The sequence below is a fragment of the Arthrobacter dokdonellae genome (assembly GCF_003268655.1).
Classification (GTDB): Bacteria; Actinomycetota; Actinomycetes; order Actinomycetales; family Micrococcaceae; genus Specibacter; species Specibacter dokdonellae.
Genome location: NZ_CP029642.1, coordinates 3,159,654 through 3,175,106 on the forward strand (window position 1 = coordinate 3,159,654; position 15,453 = coordinate 3,175,106).

The 15,453-nt window shown below is 69.3% G+C and carries 18 protein-coding genes; 7 read left to right on the top strand and 11 right to left on the bottom strand.

Going from position 1 to position 15,453, the window contains the following annotated elements:
• Positions 1–102 precede the first annotated feature (102 nt).
• From DMB86_RS14040 to DMB86_RS14050, 3 genes are all read left to right on the top strand, one after another.
• Positions 103–1,008 (top strand): helix-turn-helix domain-containing protein, encoded by a 906-nt coding sequence (locus DMB86_RS14040; RefSeq protein ID WP_113718354.1) that lies wholly within the window; start codon positions 103–105, stop codon positions 1,006–1,008.
• 191 nt (positions 1,009–1,199) lie between these two features.
• Entirely contained in the window at positions 1,200–1,574 is a 375-nt protein-coding gene (locus tag DMB86_RS20770) for an MFS transporter (protein ID WP_193926256.1), read from the top strand.
• Between the two features lie 92 nt (positions 1,575–1,666).
• Positions 1,667–2,707: an NAD(P)-dependent alcohol dehydrogenase gene (locus tag DMB86_RS14050; RefSeq protein WP_113718355.1), complete on the top strand. Its 1,041-nt coding sequence runs from the start codon at positions 1,667–1,669 to the stop codon at positions 2,705–2,707.
• A gap of 78 nt (positions 2,708–2,785) precedes the next feature.
• Here DMB86_RS14050 and DMB86_RS14055 read toward each other — a convergent pair whose 3' ends face one another.
• The 3 genes from DMB86_RS14055 to DMB86_RS14065 all read right to left on the bottom strand — a co-directional run bounded on the left by DMB86_RS14055 (position 2,786) and on the right by DMB86_RS14065 (position 5,007).
• Positions 2,786–3,295, bottom strand: a complete 510-nt coding sequence (locus DMB86_RS14055) for a hypothetical protein (RefSeq protein WP_113718356.1) — start codon at positions 3,293–3,295, stop codon at positions 2,786–2,788.
• A gap of 75 nt (positions 3,296–3,370) precedes the next feature.
• Positions 3,371–4,633 carry an RNA polymerase sigma factor gene (locus DMB86_RS14060; protein WP_113718357.1) on the bottom strand — a complete coding sequence of 421 codons (1,263 nt, stop codon included), beginning with the start codon at positions 4,631–4,633 and terminating at the stop codon, positions 3,371–3,373.
• Positions 4,630–5,007: a YciI family protein gene (locus DMB86_RS14065; protein WP_113718358.1), complete on the bottom strand. Its 378-nt coding sequence runs from the start codon at positions 5,005–5,007 to the stop codon at positions 4,630–4,632. Before DMB86_RS14065 ends, DMB86_RS14060 begins: the two co-directional genes overlap by 4 nt.
• Positions 5,008–5,283: 276 nt before the next feature.
• Here DMB86_RS14065 and DMB86_RS14070 point away from each other — a divergent pair, with 276 nt between their 5' ends.
• Positions 5,284–5,805 carry a hypothetical protein gene (locus tag DMB86_RS14070; protein WP_129545548.1) on the top strand — a complete coding sequence of 174 codons (522 nt, stop codon included), beginning with the start codon at positions 5,284–5,286 and terminating at the stop codon, positions 5,803–5,805.
• 77 nt (positions 5,806–5,882) lie between these two features.
• On the opposite strand, the gene DMB86_RS14075 is transcribed toward DMB86_RS14070, so the two are convergent.
• From DMB86_RS14075 to DMB86_RS14090, 4 genes are all read right to left on the bottom strand, one after another.
• On the bottom strand, positions 5,883–6,533 hold the full coding sequence (locus tag DMB86_RS14075) for an alpha/beta hydrolase (protein ID WP_113718360.1): 651 nt from the start codon (positions 6,531–6,533) through the stop codon (positions 5,883–5,885).
• A gap of 135 nt (positions 6,534–6,668) precedes the next feature.
• Positions 6,669–6,932, bottom strand: a complete 264-nt coding sequence (locus DMB86_RS14080) for a hypothetical protein (RefSeq protein ID WP_113718361.1) — start codon at positions 6,930–6,932, stop codon at positions 6,669–6,671.
• Between the two features lie 181 nt (positions 6,933–7,113).
• The gene (locus DMB86_RS14085; RefSeq protein WP_113718362.1) at positions 7,114–7,560 is read right to left on the bottom strand and encodes a VOC family protein; all 447 of its coding nucleotides are present in this window, start codon (positions 7,558–7,560) and stop codon (positions 7,114–7,116) included.
• A 188-nt stretch (positions 7,561–7,748) separates the two neighbouring features.
• Positions 7,749–8,450 (bottom strand): FadR/GntR family transcriptional regulator, encoded by a 702-nt coding sequence (locus tag DMB86_RS14090; protein WP_418202278.1) that lies wholly within the window; start codon positions 8,448–8,450, stop codon positions 7,749–7,751.
• Between the two features lie 161 nt (positions 8,451–8,611).
• On the opposite strand from DMB86_RS14090, the gene DMB86_RS14095 reads away from it, so the two are divergent.
• The 3 genes from DMB86_RS14095 to DMB86_RS14105 are packed head-to-tail and all read left to right on the top strand — an operon-like array spanning position 8,612 to position 11,927.
• Entirely contained in the window at positions 8,612–9,931 is a 1,320-nt protein-coding gene (locus tag DMB86_RS14095; RefSeq protein ID WP_113718363.1) for an MFS transporter, read from the top strand.
• Complete coding sequence (locus DMB86_RS14100; RefSeq protein ID WP_113718364.1) at positions 9,928–11,148, top strand: CaiB/BaiF CoA transferase family protein; 1,221 nt, start codon at positions 9,928–9,930, stop codon at positions 11,146–11,148. Before DMB86_RS14095 ends, DMB86_RS14100 begins: the two co-directional genes overlap by 4 nt.
• Entirely contained in the window at positions 11,145–11,927 is a 783-nt protein-coding gene (locus tag DMB86_RS14105; RefSeq protein ID WP_113718365.1) for an enoyl-CoA hydratase/isomerase family protein, read from the top strand. Before DMB86_RS14100 ends, DMB86_RS14105 begins: the two co-directional genes overlap by 4 nt.
• A gap of 157 nt (positions 11,928–12,084) precedes the next feature.
• On the opposite strand, the gene DMB86_RS14110 is transcribed toward DMB86_RS14105, so the two are convergent.
• Genes DMB86_RS14110 through DMB86_RS14125 form a run of 4 tightly spaced genes read right to left on the bottom strand, consistent with a single transcriptional unit; the run spans position 12,085 to position 15,275 of the window.
• Positions 12,085–12,486, bottom strand: a complete 402-nt coding sequence (locus tag DMB86_RS14110) for a (R)-mandelonitrile lyase (RefSeq protein ID WP_113718366.1) — start codon at positions 12,484–12,486, stop codon at positions 12,085–12,087.
• Positions 12,487–12,494: 8 nt separating this feature from the next.
• Positions 12,495–12,827 carry a carboxymuconolactone decarboxylase family protein gene (locus DMB86_RS14115; RefSeq protein ID WP_113718367.1) on the bottom strand — a complete coding sequence of 111 codons (333 nt, stop codon included), beginning with the start codon at positions 12,825–12,827 and terminating at the stop codon, positions 12,495–12,497.
• A gap of 22 nt (positions 12,828–12,849) precedes the next feature.
• Positions 12,850–13,833 (bottom strand): aldo/keto reductase, encoded by a 984-nt coding sequence (locus tag DMB86_RS14120; RefSeq protein ID WP_113718368.1) that lies wholly within the window; start codon positions 13,831–13,833, stop codon positions 12,850–12,852.
• Positions 13,834–13,835: 2 nt separating this feature from the next.
• Positions 13,836–15,275, bottom strand: coding sequence for an MFS transporter (locus tag DMB86_RS14125; RefSeq protein ID WP_227878392.1), 1,440 nt, complete (start codon positions 15,273–15,275; stop codon positions 13,836–13,838).
• Between the last annotated feature and the right edge of the window lie 178 nt (positions 15,276–15,453).

Genomic DNA, 15,453 nt, shown 5'->3' on the forward strand with positions numbered 1-15,453 from the left:
ACGGACCAGTTTAGCGCCCGGTGCAACGGTCCGGCGTGACGCCGCTTACAGGCCCTGTCAGGGACTCCCACGCGGCGGGCCGGGCCACGTAACGTTGTCTCCATGGACAACCGCAGCGAAATTCGGGAATTCCTCGCCTCCCGGCGGGCACGGCTCACGCCCGAGCAGGCCGGGCTGCCAACCTTTGGCGGCATCCGGCGCGTCCCCGGGCTGCGCCGGGAAGAGGTTTCGCTGCTGGCCGGCGTGAGCGTGGAGTACTACACACGCGTGGAGCGCGGCGGCCTGGCGGGCGTTTCGGACTCCGTCCTGGAGGCCATCTCCCGGGCCCTGCACCTGAACGAGGCGGAGCACGACCACCTGTTCAACCTCGCCCGGGCCGCCGGGCCGGCCGCGCGCCCGCGCCGGCAAGCCGCGCGGGGCATCCACGCCAGCGTGCAGCGCATCCTGGACGGCATGGTCGGCATTCCCGCGTTGGTGCAGAACGGCCGGCTGGACGTCCTCGCCGCCAACAACTTGGGCCGCGCGCTGTACGCGGACGTGCTCGAGGACCCTGTGCGTCCGGCAAATTTTGCCCGGTTCGCCTTCTTCAACGCCCGTTCCCGTTCGCTGTATCCCGACTGGAACCTGGCGGCCGACACCTGCGTCGCCATGCTGCACGCCGAGGCCGGCCGCAACCCGTTCGACAAGGCGCTGACCGAGCTGGTCGGGGAACTGTCCACCCGCAGCGAGGAGTTCCGCCGTCGCTGGGCCCAGCACGACGTCCGCCTCCACCGCAGCGGCGTCAAGACCCTCCGGCACCCGGTGGTGGGCCTGCTCGAGGTTCACTTCGACGCGCTGGAGCTGCCTGCCACGCCCGGGCTGACCATGTTCACCTACAGCGCCGAACCGGGCACCCCATCCGAGGACGGCCTGCGGCTGCTGGCCAGCTGGGCCGCCACGAACAAGGCCGTCACGGCAGTGTCCGACGGTGACGGGCACAGCAACACTCCCGGCGCACTGCGCCACTGACCGGCGGACCCCTCCGCGCCAGGCGGCAGCCGGCCGCCATGATGGGGGTCCCTGCCAGTGCCCCTCACAGCAGGGACTGTTTGCCGCCCCGCGCCTGCCGTTGAATGGATGAAGGCACGGCAGACGCGTCCCCCACTCCCAAACCCCTGGTCGCCATGCCTGATGGCCGCCACCCACGAAATGGAACAATTTTGACCCGAGCCACCTCTCTGGACGACGGCGCCCCGGCGTGCGCTGCCCAGGAACCTTCACCCAGGACGACGCCGGCCCCCCGCCTGCCGCGGGCCGCACTGCTGGTCATGGCCGCCATGGGGTTCATCCTCATTGCCACCGAAACCATGCCCGCCGGCCTCCTGCCCCAGATCTCCGCCGGCCTGGACATCACCGAAGGCACGGCCGGCCAGCTCGTCAGCGTCTACGCGTTGGGGACCATCGCGGCGACCATGCCGGGCGCTGGCGATCGCCTCGGTCGGCACGCCCTGCCAGTCGTCATGACCGGACTGGCCGCCCTGGCGCTCGTGGTCGCTGTCACGGGCCGCCGCACAGCCTTCCCCGCGACGCCATAGCGTGCGCGCACGAGCCAACGCCCCGCCCTCGTCCCTCCCCAGTCCAACCCGTCAAGCCAGTCCAACCCACCAAGTCAATTGCAGGAGTCAGAATGCTTACCGTTAACGCCTACGCCGCCCCGTCCGCCACGGGCGACCTCATCCCCACCACCATCGAACGCCGCGACGTCGGCCCGCACGACGTCCTCATCGACATCAAGTTCGCCGGCATCTGCCACTCGGACATCCACACGGTCCGCGGCGACTGGGGCCCGCAAAGCTACCCGCTGGCCCCGGGACATGAGATTGCCGGCGTCGTCGCCGAGGTGGGGTCGGCAGTCACCAGGCACCGGGTCGGCGACCGGGTGGGCGTGGGCTGCATGGTGAACTCCTGCGGCGAGTGCGCCAACTGCCAGGCCGGGGAGGAACAGTTCTGCCTGGCCGGGAACACGGGCACGTACGGGGCCGTGGACCGCGACGGCACCATCACCCAGGGCGGGTACTCCACCCATGTCGTGGTCACGGAAGCGTTCGTCCTGCGCATCCCTGACGGCCTGGACCTGGACGTCGCCGCTCCCCTGCTCTGCGCCGGCATCACCACCTACTCGCCGCTGCGCCACTGGGGTGCGGGTCCGGGGAGGAACGTGGCCATCGTCGGCCTGGGCGGGCTGGGCCACATGGCCGTCAAGCTGGCCCACGCCATGGGAGCCACGGTGACGGTGCTGTCGCAGTCCCTGAAGAAGCAGGAGGACGGGCTGCGCCTGGGCGCCGACCACTACCGCGCCACGAGCGATGAAACCACCTTCACCGACCTCGCCGGCAGCTTCGACCTGATCGTGAACACCGTCAGCGCCGCCATCGACATCAACGCCTACCTGCAGCTTCTCAAGCTCGACGGCGCCCTGGTGAACGTGGGTGCCCCGGCGGATCCGCTGCCCGTGCAGGCGTTCTCCCTCATCACCGGGCGGCGTTCCTTCGCCGGCTCCATGATCGGAGGCATCCGCGAGACGCAGGAGATGCTCGATTTCTGCGCCGAGCACGGCATCGGCGCCGAGATCGAGGTGGTCCCGGCCAGCAAGATCAACGACGCCTACGAACGCGTCCTGGCCTCCGACGTGCGCTACCGCTTCGTCATCGACGCGGCCACGTTCTAGACGGGCGAGGGCGGCGGGTCCACGGGACGGACGACGGCGCCGCGCACCTGGCGGCGGGGGCCGGCGTCGTCCCCGCCCTCAGGGCCGGGGGCGCCCCGCCAGTCGTTTGGGGCTGGGGTAGGCGTCGCGCATGTGGTCGCTGGTGAGGAAGTCGGCGACCCCGATCATCAGGACGGCGAAGATGATCTGCTCCACCACCATCCAGTAGGGGTACAGGCCCGGGATGGTGGCCACCACGAGGGTGATGACGGGGAAGATCTGGCTGAAAAGCCGCAGCCGCTGGTATCCCCAGTAGTAGCCCTGCTCGGCCCGCCACGCGAAGAAGAACAGCGTCAGCGTCATGAGCAGGACCACAACGCCGCGGAACCACACCGCGAAGCCCACCGGCGTGCCGCGGGTCTCCAGCACCAGGGCAATGACGATGGCGCTGAAGCCCACCAGCACCTCCAGGCCCAGGATCCAGTTGACCCAGCGGAAGGCACTGCGGGTGCGCGGGTGCACGCGCGCGGCTTCCTCGATCACGTAGTGGCCGTGCCGCCCGCCGGCCAGTTTGTCGATGTCCAGTCCAAACACTTTCAACGCTGTCATGGGATCAGCGTAGTGGCAGCGGGGCCGCCATCGGGGCCAGACCCGGCACGCCCGTTTCACCCGGGACGGGTACGCTCACGCCAGTCCGGCGGCCCGCCGCACCAGGTATTCGCGGACGGCGGGCTGCGGGGTCGCCGCCACGGCCGCGGCAAACGCTTCCGCCGCCTCCCGCCGTCGGCCGTCCCGCGCCAGCAGGTCGGCCCGGGTGGCCAGGTAGGGCTGGAAGCGTTCGACGGCGGACGCTCCCGCCGGTCCGTCCCCCTCGCTGAGGGCGTCCAGCGCGGAGAGACCGGCGGCGGGCGATTCCGTGCGGCCGATGACCGCGGCCAGCGCCACCCGGGACCCAAAGCTGGGGGCGGTGGCGACGAGCGCCGTGTAGAGGGTGCGCAGCGCCGGCCAGTCGGTCCGGCCCGTCCGGGCCCGGTCGCAGTGCACCGCCTGGATGGCGGCCTCCAGCTGGAACCGCCCGGTGGTGCTTCCCGCGGAGGCCCGCAGGAGGTGGGCCTCGCCTTCCGCGATGAGGCGGGCGTCCCACAGTGAGGTGTCCTGCTCCTCGAGGGGGACGAACGGGCCGCCGCGCGCGGGTGCGCGGGCCTGCGAGAGCGTGATCAGGGCAGCCAGACCCCAGGCCTCGGGCTCGGTGCGCAGCAGCGCGGCCAGGGTCACCGCCAGGTAGAGCGCCTCGCCGGCCAGGTCCTCGCCGGCCGATTCACCGCGCACTTCCGGCGCGTCGGCGAAGGACAGCGCGTAGCAGCCGTAGATGGCCTCCAGGACTGCGGGCAGCCGCGCCGGCATGGCGTCCCGGCCGGGCACGGTGAAGGGAATCCGCGCTGCCTTGATGCGCTTCTTGGCGCGGACCAGCCGTTGCGCCATGGCCGCGGGCGGCACCGCAAAGGCGGCGGCGATCCTGGCGGCGTCGTAGCCCAGGACCGCCTGCAGCATCAGCGGAGTCCGGATCGAGGGGTCGATGGCCGGGTGCGCGCAGGTGAAGAGCAGTTCCAGGCGCCTGTCGCCAATGGCGTCGACGTCGAGTTCGTCAAGGGCCGCCATGGCGGGGCCTCCTTCCGGTCCGGCCTCCTCGAGCGGCAGCGCCGTCCTGTGCGCGGCTGACTTCCAGGCGTCGCGCTGCCTGTTGCGGGCCACCGTGAGCAGCCAGCCTTCAGGGTTGGCGGGGACGCCGCCCGCGGACCAGCTGAGAAGGGCCTGTTCAAAGGCGGCGGAAAGGGCGTCTTCGGCCAAGGCGAGGTCGCCGGTGGACGCGGCCAGCAGCGCCACAAGGTGACCGTAGGAGGCGCGGGCGGCGTGTTCGGCCGCGGTCCGCGCCTCCGGGGAAGTCATGCGTTGGGCATCCAGGTGCCGTCCACGGTGTAGGTGGCACCGGGCCGGATCTCCACGGCGCCCCATTCCACGGACGGAGCCTTGCCGACCCACTCGATGGCGGCGTCCAAATCGGCCACGTCGATCACGAACGTCCCGCCCAGCTGCTCCTTGGTGTCGGCGAACGGGCCGTCCTGCACCCTCAGGGCGCCGTCGGGCTTGGTCAGCGTGGTGGTGTTCGACGACGGCTGGAGCACCTCGGCGCTGATCAGGACGTTCGCCTGGTGCAGCGCGGCCGCATAGCTGCTGAAGGCACGCCGGCCCTCCGCAAGCGCCTCCTCACCCAGCGCTGCGGCATCCATTTCCGGGTAGTGCAGAAGCAGTGTGTAACGCATGGTTCATTCTCCTTGATCGGGGCGATGCCGTCCACGGGCGGCGCCGCATCTTGTGCCAAGCACGACGGCGGCGGGCTTGCCTGGTGGCCGTGCTTCACCAGGATGACGATTGGGCGGTGGCCGGATCGACACCCGCGAGGAAACGATTCCCTTGAACGGCAGGCAACCCGTCTGAAAATCAGCAAGGAATCCGGTGTGACACCGGTCACAACCAACCGGTAGCGGCCTAGCGTTATCCGTGCACCCTAACGATCCGTGAACCCAGAGGGGGGACACATGGAGTCAACACCAGCCATCGTCGTTGGATTGCCGGACTTGATGCACGCTGCGCGCGTCGAGGCGCGGGGCATCATGGAGGAGTTCAAGGGGGACTATGTTGCCGAACACCGGGCCGTGCTTGCCAGGCTCTCGGCAGCCGAGGTCATCAGCGAGGACGAGGCGGAGACGCTGCTCGGGCTGTACAGGCTCGGCTATGAGGCGGGCGAGCCAAAGGGCAACCCCCAGCGGGCCTACTTCGAAACACGGGACATTTACGCCAAGATGCTCGCCGGGAACAAGCCCAGCCCGGTGGCCCTCGTCATCGCCTCCGCGGCCCTGGGCTCGTTCGAGGTGTCCGTCTTCCCTGAAGGTTCGACGACGGTCACGATCGCCCGGGTCAGCTACGGCTCAAGCCTGTCCGGGATTGGCGCGGGCATTGGCACCCTGCTGGGAGGGGTTCCCGGCGGCGTCCTGGGCGGGGCCATCGGCGGGCTGATCGGCGGGATCATTGACGACAAGAAGGGCAAGGGCAAGACCTGACGGAGCCGGCGGGCTGATCCGGCCTGGCGTGCGAGGACCTGTTGGCCTCAGCGGCGGCCGGCGCGCTGGCGGCCTGCCTACGCGCCTGCGACCGCCGCGGCACCCACGTGGGCCGTGAGGAAGCCGCGGACGTCGTCGAGCTCGGGGGCGTTGATGCCGTGCGCCAGGCCCGGGTACACGCGCTCGACCAAGGCGGTGTGGCCCGGCAGGTACTGGACGGTGCGGGCGATGGCCACGGGGGCAATGACCCTGTCTTCGGCGCCGCGGCCCCAAAACAGCGCGGGCAGGGTGGCGCGCAGGGCATCGTCTCCCGGCTGCGGGCCGCCCAGCACAAAGCCGCCCAGGACCACGGGGGCCAGCACGCGTTCGGGCCGGGTACGCAGCAGCTGGGTGGCCACGAGCCCGCCCTGCGAGAACCCGATGGGCACAATGCGCGTGCCGGGGTCCACATTGGCCTCCACCCAGGCCCAGACGGCGTCGGTTGCCTGCTCCACCGGGCCGGCGTCGGGGTCACCGGGCGTGGTGATCTGGAACCACGCCGCCCCGCCGTTGCCGAGGTCCAGCGGGGCGCGGAGCGATGCCCAGGGCAGGTTCAGGCCCAGCGCCGGGGCCAGGGAGGCCAGGTCGTGCTCGTGGGAGCCGAAGCCGTGGAGCAGGAGCACCACGGAGCCGGGCACAGGCGCGGCGGTCCAGTCTGGCGAGCGCACATCGCGCAGGGTGGGGGTCATGCAATCTCCTGGGGAGCGGGAATCCGGGCTGTTGGCCACTTCCAAGGTACACCAGGGACTTGTAGCTTCAACTATTCGGTTCAAGGCGGCGCGCCATGTTTCTGCGCACGGACCCTTGCGGCCCTCCCATGCCCGTCAGCCTCCCATGTCGGCGCTGACGGGAACCAGGCCCACGGCGTTGCGGCGGTGGACCTTGGCGGGCGCCCTGTCAAAGCCCTTCGCGTCCAGGTTGTTGGCCAGACGGTACGCGGCCACGGCCTGGTCGTAGAGGCCGTTGAGCCGGGCGCCGGAATATTCACCCGTGCTGCCGTCGGTGAAAACGATGGAGATGGACATCTTTTGCGGGAAGTGCCGGCTCATGTGGATGAAGCCGTCGGTGTCCTGCCGGAGGGTGAGCATAGTCTTGCCGCCTTGTCATGGTGAACCTCAAGTGTCCCCCATGCGGACCCGGAGGTGGAGCCGTGCCGCGGCATGCCCGGCCGCGTCGGGGTCCGGCCGGCGCCCCGCATCTTCCAAGGCTTGCGTCCGCTGTTTGTGCCCGCCGGGGACGCTGCCCCTCCAACAGTTCGCGGGCCGCCAGCTACGCGCCCTCCCATAACGGCTGCGCCACCTCGAGGATCAGCCCCTCGGGCCCGCGGATGTAGCCGAGGCGGAAGACGTCCTCGTAGTTCACCACCTCTCCCACCAGCCCGTAGCCGGCAGCCGCGGCCTTGGCCACGACGGCGTCCACGTCCTTCACCTGGTAGGCAATGTGCCGCAGGCCGTGCGCATTGGAAGGAAGCACCTGATGATTCATGGCGGGCGCCGGCTCGATGAACTGGCTGATTTCAAGCTGGCCGCTGCCGTCCGGCGCGCTCACCATCACCATCTTGGCGTGGGCGCCGCCCAGCCCGATGATCCTGTCCATCCACCGCCCGCTGACCTCCGCCGATCCCTGGCGGACAAACCCCAGGTCAAGGAAGAACTTCACGGCCGCGTCCAGGTCGTGCACGATGAAACCCACGTGGTCGAACGTGATTGCTTCCATCCCCACAGGCTAAAGCACCGCCCCCACTGCTGGGAAGGATGGGAAGCACGACGCCGGCACTCCCCCCCCGCGTGGGCGGGCGGCGGCCCGCGACTTGAGGTAGCGGAATCGCGCCGAGACAACGGGAGTTCTCCTGTGGTCTCGGCGTGGACCCGCTACCTCGGCGGTGGGCGGGGGCCGCCCGCGCCCTACTTGAGCAGGTCCACGTCCGAGACCATCTCGATGTGCGTTTCCATCGCCTTCGCCGCCGCCTTGGGGTCCTTGGCCCGGATGGCCTCGGCGATCTTGCGGTGGGAAGCCAGCGACTGCTCGGGCCGCCCGGGCTGGCCCAGCGATTCCATGCGCGTTTCGAGGACCATTTCCGCGATGAAGGTCATGAGCTGGGCCAAGACCGCCGAATGCGCCGCCGCCGTCACGGCCTCATGGAAGAGTTCATCGCCGTTCAGTCCCCTTTCCCCGTTGCGGACCTCGGCCTCCATGACGTCCAGGGCAGAATCGATCGCCCTCATCTCAGCCTCGGTGCGCCGGAGCGCCGCAAGCGCGGCGAGCTTCACCTCGATGGTGCTTCTGGCCTCCACCGTCTCGGGAAGCCTGTTCCGGTGCTCCCTGAGGCCCTTGATGACCGTGGCAATGCTGGGCCGGTACACCAGCACCGCGCCGTTGCCGTGCTGGACCTCAATGACGCCCAAAACCTCCAGCGCCACCAGGGCCTGGACCAGCGTGGCCCGGGACACTCCCAGCCGCTGCGCCAGCTCCCGCTCGGCGGGCAGCAGGTCGCCCGGCCCGAGCTGGGATGTCTCAATGTATCCGAGAAGCAGCGTCACGAGTTGTTCGTACAGGCGCGGCTTGGCAACACGCGCCAGCGGGTCCGCGGGTTCCACCTGGTCCACGAGGGCCTCCTTCGATAGGTCCTTTGCCCTCAAGAATACATGGAAGGAGTATTGACAAAGTGACTCGGTGTACTAGAGGCTAGTCCAGTGAGACAGTAATCCAAATCACATCGACCAGTCCCACCGGGCCAAGCCCGAATCTTCAGAGCAATGGAGTTGCGATGACAGTTCAAGAAGTGACACGGACGCAGGCCGCACGGCGTGCGACCGTGGCCAGCGTGGTCGGCACAACCATTGAGTGGTACGACTTTTTCCTTTACGGAACCGCGGCAGCCCTCGTGTTCCCGCACCTGTTCTTCCCGGGCCAGTCCGCCTTCGCCGGGATCCTGGCGGCCTTCGGCACCCAGTTTGTGGGCTTCGTGGCACGTCCTGTCGGTGCCGCGATCTTTGGCCACTTCGGTGACCGGATCGGCCGTAAGACGACGCTGATGGCAACGTTGTTCCTGATGGCAATTGGCACGGTCCTGATCGGGTTCCTGCCCACCTGGCAGAGCATCGGCGTGGCCGCTCCCATCCTGCTGGTGCTCCTGCGCATCATCCAGGGGATCGGCGTGGGCGGGGAATGGGGCGGATCAGTGCTGCTGAGCATGGAATGGGGAAACCAGCAACGGCGCGGCCTCGCCGCCAGCTGGCCCCAGCTGGGAGTGCCGCTGGGGCTGGTACTGTCCACCGGCGTCGTCCGCCTGACGTCCGGAATCACCGGCAGTGAGGGTTTTGCCGCCTACGGCTGGAGAATCCCGTTCATCCTCAGCATCGTGTTGATCGGGGTGGGCCTGTGGGTACGTATGCGCGTTGTGGAAAGCCCCGATTTCGAGGCCATGCGCAAGGCCAACAAGGTGGTCAGGAATCCCGTCCTTGAAGCCATCAGGCGCCAGCCAAAGCAGATCCTGCTCTCCGCCCTGGTCAGGACGTCCGAGCAGGCGCCGTTCTACCTGTTCATCACGTTCGTGCTGACCTATGCGGTCAAGCAGCTCAAGCTGGACAGCAATTCCATTTTGGACGACACCCTCATCGCGGCGGCGCTGGGACTCATCAGCATCCCCGTGTTTGGCCGGCTCTCGGACCGCTTTGGCCGGCGCAAGGTGTACGGGACGGGAATTGTGCTCACCGCCGTGTTCGCCTTCCCCTACTTCGGCCTGCTCAACACCGGCAATGCGCTGCTGATCGCCATCGCCATCATCATCAGCCTGGCGCTGCACGACATGCAGTACGGGCCGCAGGCGGCGCTTATTGCGGAGGGCTTCGACGCGGACATCCGCTACACGGGCGCCGGCCTGGGATACCAGCTGGCCAGTGTGGTGGCCGGCGGCCCGGCACCCCTGATTGCCGCGGCGCTGCTGGCCCACTACGGGAACTCCACGGCCATCTCGATCTACATCATCATCTGCGCCGTCATCAGCATGGCTGCCCTCATCCTCCTGCCCAGGGCCGCGCAGGCCCCGGCGGGCACCACCCCCAAGGCCGTAAGGGCAACCGCATGAGCACTGAAAAGGAACACACCGAAGACCGGGGTGGCGCGCTGGCCGACCTGGTGGTGCTGGACCTGACGCGCATCCTCTCCGGCCCGTTCGCCACCATGACCCTGGCGGACCTCGGCGCGGACGTGATCAAGGTTGAACAGCCGGGGCGGGGAGACGACACGCGCCAATGGGGCCCGCCCTTCCAAGGCGAGGAGGCAGCCTACTTCCTCTCCGTCAACCGCAACAAGCGCAGCCTGGCCGTGGACTTGAAATCGCCAGAGGGCCTGGCCGCCGTCCGCCAGTTGGCATTGAAGGCCGACGTGCTCGTGGAGAACTTCCGGCCCGGAACGGCGGCCCGCCTCGGCCTGGGCTATGAGGAACTCTCCGTCCGGAACCCGGGACTGGTTTACGCGTCCATCAGCGGCTACGGCCAGACCGGCCCCGATGCGCACCGTCCCGGCTACGACGCCATTGCCCAGGCGCGGAGCGGCATCATGAGCGTGACCGGTGAGGCCGGCGGGCCGCCGGTCAGGGTGGGAGTGAGCAGCGCCGACCTCACCGCCGGCATGTGGGCCACCATCGGCATCCTGGCCGCTGTGCACGAAAAGGGGCGCACCGGGCGCGGCCAGTGGGTGGACATCAGCCTGCTGGACGGCTCCGTCTCCTGGCTGACGTACGTTTCCAGCGGTTATTTTGCCAGCGGGAACGTGCCCAGGCGCTACGGTTCGGCACACCCCACCATCGTCCCCTATCAAGCCTTTGCCACCGCGGACGGATTCACCATGGTGGCCGTGGGCAATGATGGATTGTGGCGGCGCTTCACCAAGGCCCTGGACCGCGAGGACCTCACCCAGGATGCCCGTTTCGCGAGCAACCCGGACAGGGTGGCGCACCGGGACACGCTGGTCCCCCTCATCGAGGGGATCATGCTCACCCGCACCACCGACGAGTGGGTGGAGGCGCTTGACCTGGCGGGCGTGCCCGTGGGGCCCATCCAGACCGTGGACCAGGCGCTGGCGGATCCGCAGGTCCTGGCACGGGGCATGGTGGCCACGGTCCAGCATCCAACGGAAGGGGAACTGCGGATGGTGGGCTGCCCGGTGAGGCTCTCGCGGACCCCCGCCGAGGTCAGGGCCGCCCCGCCCCTGCTGGGCCAGCACACGGAGGACATCCTGGCCGGCCTGGGATTCGACGAAAGCCGCATCGCTTCCCTGCGCAAGGACGGGGCAGTCCAGTGACGCCCCTTGGCCAGCTTGACCTGGACACCATCATGGTCCAGGACGCCGGTTCCGTGGCCACCGTGACCATCGGCACGGGCCGCCGGCTCAACGCCCTGCGCCGGGAGGACTGGGCCGCCCTGGAACGTGCGGCCACGTCCCTGGCCGTGCGCGGGGAACTGCGGGCCGTGGTAATCCGGGGGCGCGGCGGCGTGTTCTGCTCGGGATCGGACCTGGGGGAATGGGAAGGCGCAACGTCGGAGGAGGTCACCGAAAGCTTCGCCGCGATGGAAGCGGCCCTGCAGGCCGTCGAGGACCTCCCGGTTCCCACCGTGGCGGCCGTTGAACGGTTCGCCACCGGGGCCGGGTGCCAGCTCGCCCTTGCCTGCGACCTCCAGCTGGTGAACCGCTCCGCCATGATTGGCATGCCGATTGCCCGGCTGGGCCTCCTGGTGCCGCCCACGTTCGCCACCCGGATGTCGCTGCGGATCGGCCCCGGGCGGACCAAGGACCTGCTCTACGGCGGACGGCTGCTGGCCGCGGAGGAAGCAAACCAGCTGGGCCTCATCACCACTGTCGTGGATGACGGCACCGTCGACGCCGCGCTCGCCGAACTCCTCACCCACTGGGACGGGCTGTCCGCCGCATCCCTGCGGGCCTCGAAGGCGGCGGTAAATGTCGGGCTGAACCCGCTGGTGCAGCCCGCCCGGCACGCGCGGCAGGGAATTGCGTCCGACCCGGACGAGTTTGACCGGCGCCTCCACGGCTTCCTGCACCGCCACCATCCGCGCCCCGAGTAAGCCTGGGAAGCACGACGGCGAGTCTCCCCCGCGCGCCGGCGAGTCAGCGGGTCCGCGCCGATACCGCCATAAATTTATCGCGGTATCGGCGCGGACCGGCTGACTCAGCGCCGGAAGCACGACGCCGGCCCTCCCCCTGCGCGGGCGGCCAGCGGTATTACTTCCGGTTGTACTCCTCGTCCGTGATGTGCTCGGCCCAGGTGGTGGTCTTGGCCGGGTCTTCGCCGTTCTGCAGCATGGCGATGTGTTCCATGAAGCAGCCGGGGGCGGCGGCGTGCCAGTGCTCCTCGCCGGGCGGGGTGTACAGCGTCTGGCCGGGGTGGACCTCGATGATCGTGCCGTCCCGGCCGCCGAAGCGGCCCACGCCCTGGGTGACGCGGATGTACTGGCCGTGCTCGTGGGAGTGCCAGGCCGTGCGGGCCCCGGGGGCGAAGCGGACGGTGGCCACCACCATGGTCTGGCCGCTTTCGTGCGGCAGCGCGATGGGGTCGAGCCAGACGTCGCCGGCAAACTGGGCGGGCGGGTTCTTGGCGGTGGGCACGGAGGGTTCGATGTTCATTGTCTGCCTTACTTGTTGTTGGTGAAGAGTTCCTTGGCAACACCCATGGCCGCCATGCCGTTCGGCCAGCCGGCGTAGAGGGTGACATGGGTGATGGCCTCGATGAGTTCCTCCCGGGTCACGCCGTTCTCCACGGCGCGTCCCAGGTGGAAGCCCAGCTGCCCGGTGTTTCCGCCGGCGGTGAGCACGGCCACGGTGATCAGGCTGCGGTCGCGGGCGGACAGCTCGGGCCGGTTCCACACGTCCTCGAAGAGCACGTCGTCGGTGAGCTCGGCCAGCTTCGGGGCAAAGTCGCCGAACAGGTTCCGTCCGCCGCCCACCTGCTTGGGTTGATCCGTCATGATGTTCCTTTCGTGGGGAGTTCTACGCAAAGTACGTGGGCGTGCGCGGCACATATGGCTCCTCCAGCGCCTTGACCTCGTCCTCGGTGAGGCGCAGCTCAAGGGCGGCAACGGCGTCGTCCAGGTGGTGCGGCTTGGTGGCGCCGGAGAGCACCGAGCTGACCACGGGGTTACGCAGCACCCAGGCCAGGGCGACCTGCGCCATGGACACGCCGCGCCCGGCGGCGACGTGTTCGACGGCGTCGACGATCGCCTTGTCGCTCTTGAGCCAGAGCGGGTTGCCGAACATGTCCGTGTCCGGGTTGCTTCCGGCGCGCGTGGTGCCGTGGGCACCCCACGGGCGGGCGTTGCGGCCGGCGTTCAGCGGGCTCCACGGGATGCTGCCCACGCCCTGGTCGGCGAGGAGGCCGAACATTTCCCGTTCCTCCTCGCGCTGGGTCAGGCTGTACTGGTCCTGCATGGAGATGAACCGGGTCCAGCCGTGGAGCTGGGCCGTGTGCTGCAGCTTGGCGAACTGCCAGGCCCACATCGAGGAGGCGCCGAGGTAGCGGACCTTGCCGGCCTTGACCACGTCGTGGAGGGCCTCCATCGTTTCCTCGACGGGGACGTTGGGGTCGAAGCGGTGGATTTGGAGGAGGTCGATGTAGCCGGTGCCGAGGCGGGCCAGTGACGCGTCCACTTGTTCGAGGATGGCCTTGCGGGACAGCCCGGAGCCGCCGGGGCCGCCGTGCATGGGCCAGAACAGCTTGGTGGCCAGGACAATGTCCTCGCGCCTGCTGTACTTGCGGATGGCGCGGCCGGTGATCTCCTCCGAGCTCCCCCGGCCGTAGACGTTGGCGGTGTCCCAGAAGGTGATGCCCAGGTCCACTGCCTGACGGAAGACGGGCTCCGCGGCGGCGTCATCCAGCGTCCAGTCGCGGCCCGTGCCGGGCGCGCCGAAGCTCATGCAGCCGAGCGCGATCCGGCTGACCTTGAGTCCTGAATTTCCCAGGCGCGTGTATTCCATGGTTACTTCCTTCCGGAGGCGGTGAGTTTGGCTGACCGGGCCGCGATTTCCGCTGGCACGACCAAGGCGAGTGAGGCGGTGAGGCAGAGGGCCAGCATGACGCTGCCGGCGGTGAGGGCGGCGCCGACGTGGCCGGCCATGGCCGCCCGCGCGCCGCCTGCTGCGGTGGAAGTGGCCGCGGCGGCCGTGACAAGGACGGCCAGGCCCAGGCTGCTGCCGAGCTGGTGGGCGGTGTTGACCAGGCCCGAGGCGGCACCGGCGTCGTCCGCGGTGACCCGGGCAATGCCGGCGGACGTCAGCGGCGCGAAGGCCAGCCCCTGCCCGATGCCCAGCAGCACCATGGGCAGGGCGACGCCGGATATGTAGGAGCTGTCCACGGTGACGCGGCTGAGCCACACCATGCCGGCCAGCGTCACGGCGACGCCGACGGCGAGCAGCGCGGCGTTGCCGAAGCGGGCGGTCAGGCGCGGGATGGCCATGGCGACGGCGAAGTTGACCACGGTCATGGGGAAGAACGCCATGCCGGCCTGGAGCGGGTTGAAGCCGAGGACGTCCTGCAGGAACTGGGTGGTGAAGTAGAAGAAGCCGATCATGGCGCCCATGTAGAGCATGCGGGCCAGGTAGGCGCCGGAGCGTTCCCGGCTGGCGAAGAGCCGCAGCGGCATGATGGGCTGGCCGGCCCGCCACTCATTGGCGATGAACACGGCGAGCAGGACTGCCCCGGCACCCAGGGTGAGGAAGGTCTGGGGAGCCAGCCAACCGGCGTCGGCCGAGCTGATGATGCCAAAGACCAGCGCGCCCATGCCCAGGGTGGCGGTGATGGCGCCGGCGGCGTCGAAGCGGCCGGCGCTACGCGGGGATTCGGGGATGAAGCGGGGCGCCAAAAGGATCATGGCGGCTCCGATGGGGACGTTGATGAAGAAGCCGGCGCGCCAGGAGAACCAGTGGGCCAGTGCTCCGCCGATGACCAGGCCCAGGCTGGCGCCGATGCCGGCGGTGGCACCGTACCAGGCGACGGCGCGGGTGCGTTCGCGGCCGGGGGCGAAGCTGGCGGTGAGCAGGGACAGGGACGACGGCGCCACGACGGCCGCGCCCACGCCCTGCAGCGCGCGTGCGCCGATGAGCCATTGGCCGCTGGGGGCCAAGCCGATCAGCAGCGAGGCGGTGGAGAACACGGCCAGGCCGATGATGAAGATGCGTCGGCGGCCCAGGAGGTCGCCGGCCCGGGCGCCGAGGAGGAGCAGGCCGCCGAAGACGAGGGTGTAGGCGTCCTGCACCCAGGCCAGGCCCGTGGCGGTGTAGCCCATCTCCGCCTGGATGCTGGGCAGGCCGGTGAAGATGATGGAGTTGTCGAGCAGGATCATGAAGTAGCTGACCAGGATGATGGCCAGGATGGCGGTGCTCTTGGTTGCTGGTGGGGCGGCGATTGCGGTGCTGGGCACGCGGGTCCTTCTGGTTCACGGCCCCGTTTTGGGGCCTTGTCGGAATCGTGGGGCCGTAGCTTGGCGCGCTTTGTGGGCACCTTGCCTTCGGCCTAGATTCCAGTGAACACGCTTGCCGGCCCGCGCGGCAGTGTCTGTTGGTGCAGGTACTGGGAGTACCCCCATGGGGTTCATTAGC

Excerpts from the sequence above, each read along its gene's own strand:
- DMB86_RS14040 (WP_113718354.1), top strand. The coding sequence starts at position 103 with ATGGACAACCGCAGCGAAATTCGGGAATTCCTCGCCTCCCGGCGGGCA.
- DMB86_RS14050 (WP_113718355.1), top strand. The coding sequence starts at position 1,667 with ATGCTTACCGTTAACGCCTACGCCGCCCCGTCCGCCACGGGCGACCTC.
- DMB86_RS14055 (WP_113718356.1), bottom strand. The coding sequence starts at position 3,295 with ATGACAGCGTTGAAAGTGTTTGGACTGGACATCGACAAACTGGCCGGC.
- DMB86_RS14060 (WP_113718357.1), bottom strand. The coding sequence starts at position 4,633 with ATGACTTCCCCGGAGGCGCGGACCGCGGCCGAACACGCCGCCCGCGCC.
- DMB86_RS14065 (WP_113718358.1), bottom strand. The coding sequence starts at position 5,007 with ATGCGTTACACACTGCTTCTGCACTACCCGGAAATGGATGCCGCAGCG.
- DMB86_RS14070 (WP_129545548.1), top strand. The coding sequence starts at position 5,284 with ATGGAGTCAACACCAGCCATCGTCGTTGGATTGCCGGACTTGATGCAC.
- DMB86_RS14075 (WP_113718360.1), bottom strand. The coding sequence starts at position 6,533 with ATGACCCCCACCCTGCGCGATGTGCGCTCGCCAGACTGGACCGCCGCG.
- DMB86_RS14080 (WP_113718361.1), bottom strand. The coding sequence starts at position 6,932 with ATGCTCACCCTCCGGCAGGACACCGACGGCTTCATCCACATGAGCCGG.
- DMB86_RS14085 (WP_113718362.1), bottom strand. The coding sequence starts at position 7,560 with ATGGAAGCAATCACGTTCGACCACGTGGGTTTCATCGTGCACGACCTG.
- DMB86_RS14095 (WP_113718363.1), top strand. The coding sequence starts at position 8,612 with ATGACAGTTCAAGAAGTGACACGGACGCAGGCCGCACGGCGTGCGACC.
- DMB86_RS14100 (WP_113718364.1), top strand. The coding sequence starts at position 9,928 with ATGAGCACTGAAAAGGAACACACCGAAGACCGGGGTGGCGCGCTGGCC.
- DMB86_RS14110 (WP_113718366.1), bottom strand. The coding sequence starts at position 12,486 with ATGAACATCGAACCCTCCGTGCCCACCGCCAAGAACCCGCCCGCCCAG.
- DMB86_RS14115 (WP_113718367.1), bottom strand. The coding sequence starts at position 12,827 with ATGACGGATCAACCCAAGCAGGTGGGCGGCGGACGGAACCTGTTCGGC.
- DMB86_RS14120 (WP_113718368.1), bottom strand. The coding sequence starts at position 13,833 with ATGGAATACACGCGCCTGGGAAATTCAGGACTCAAGGTCAGCCGGATC.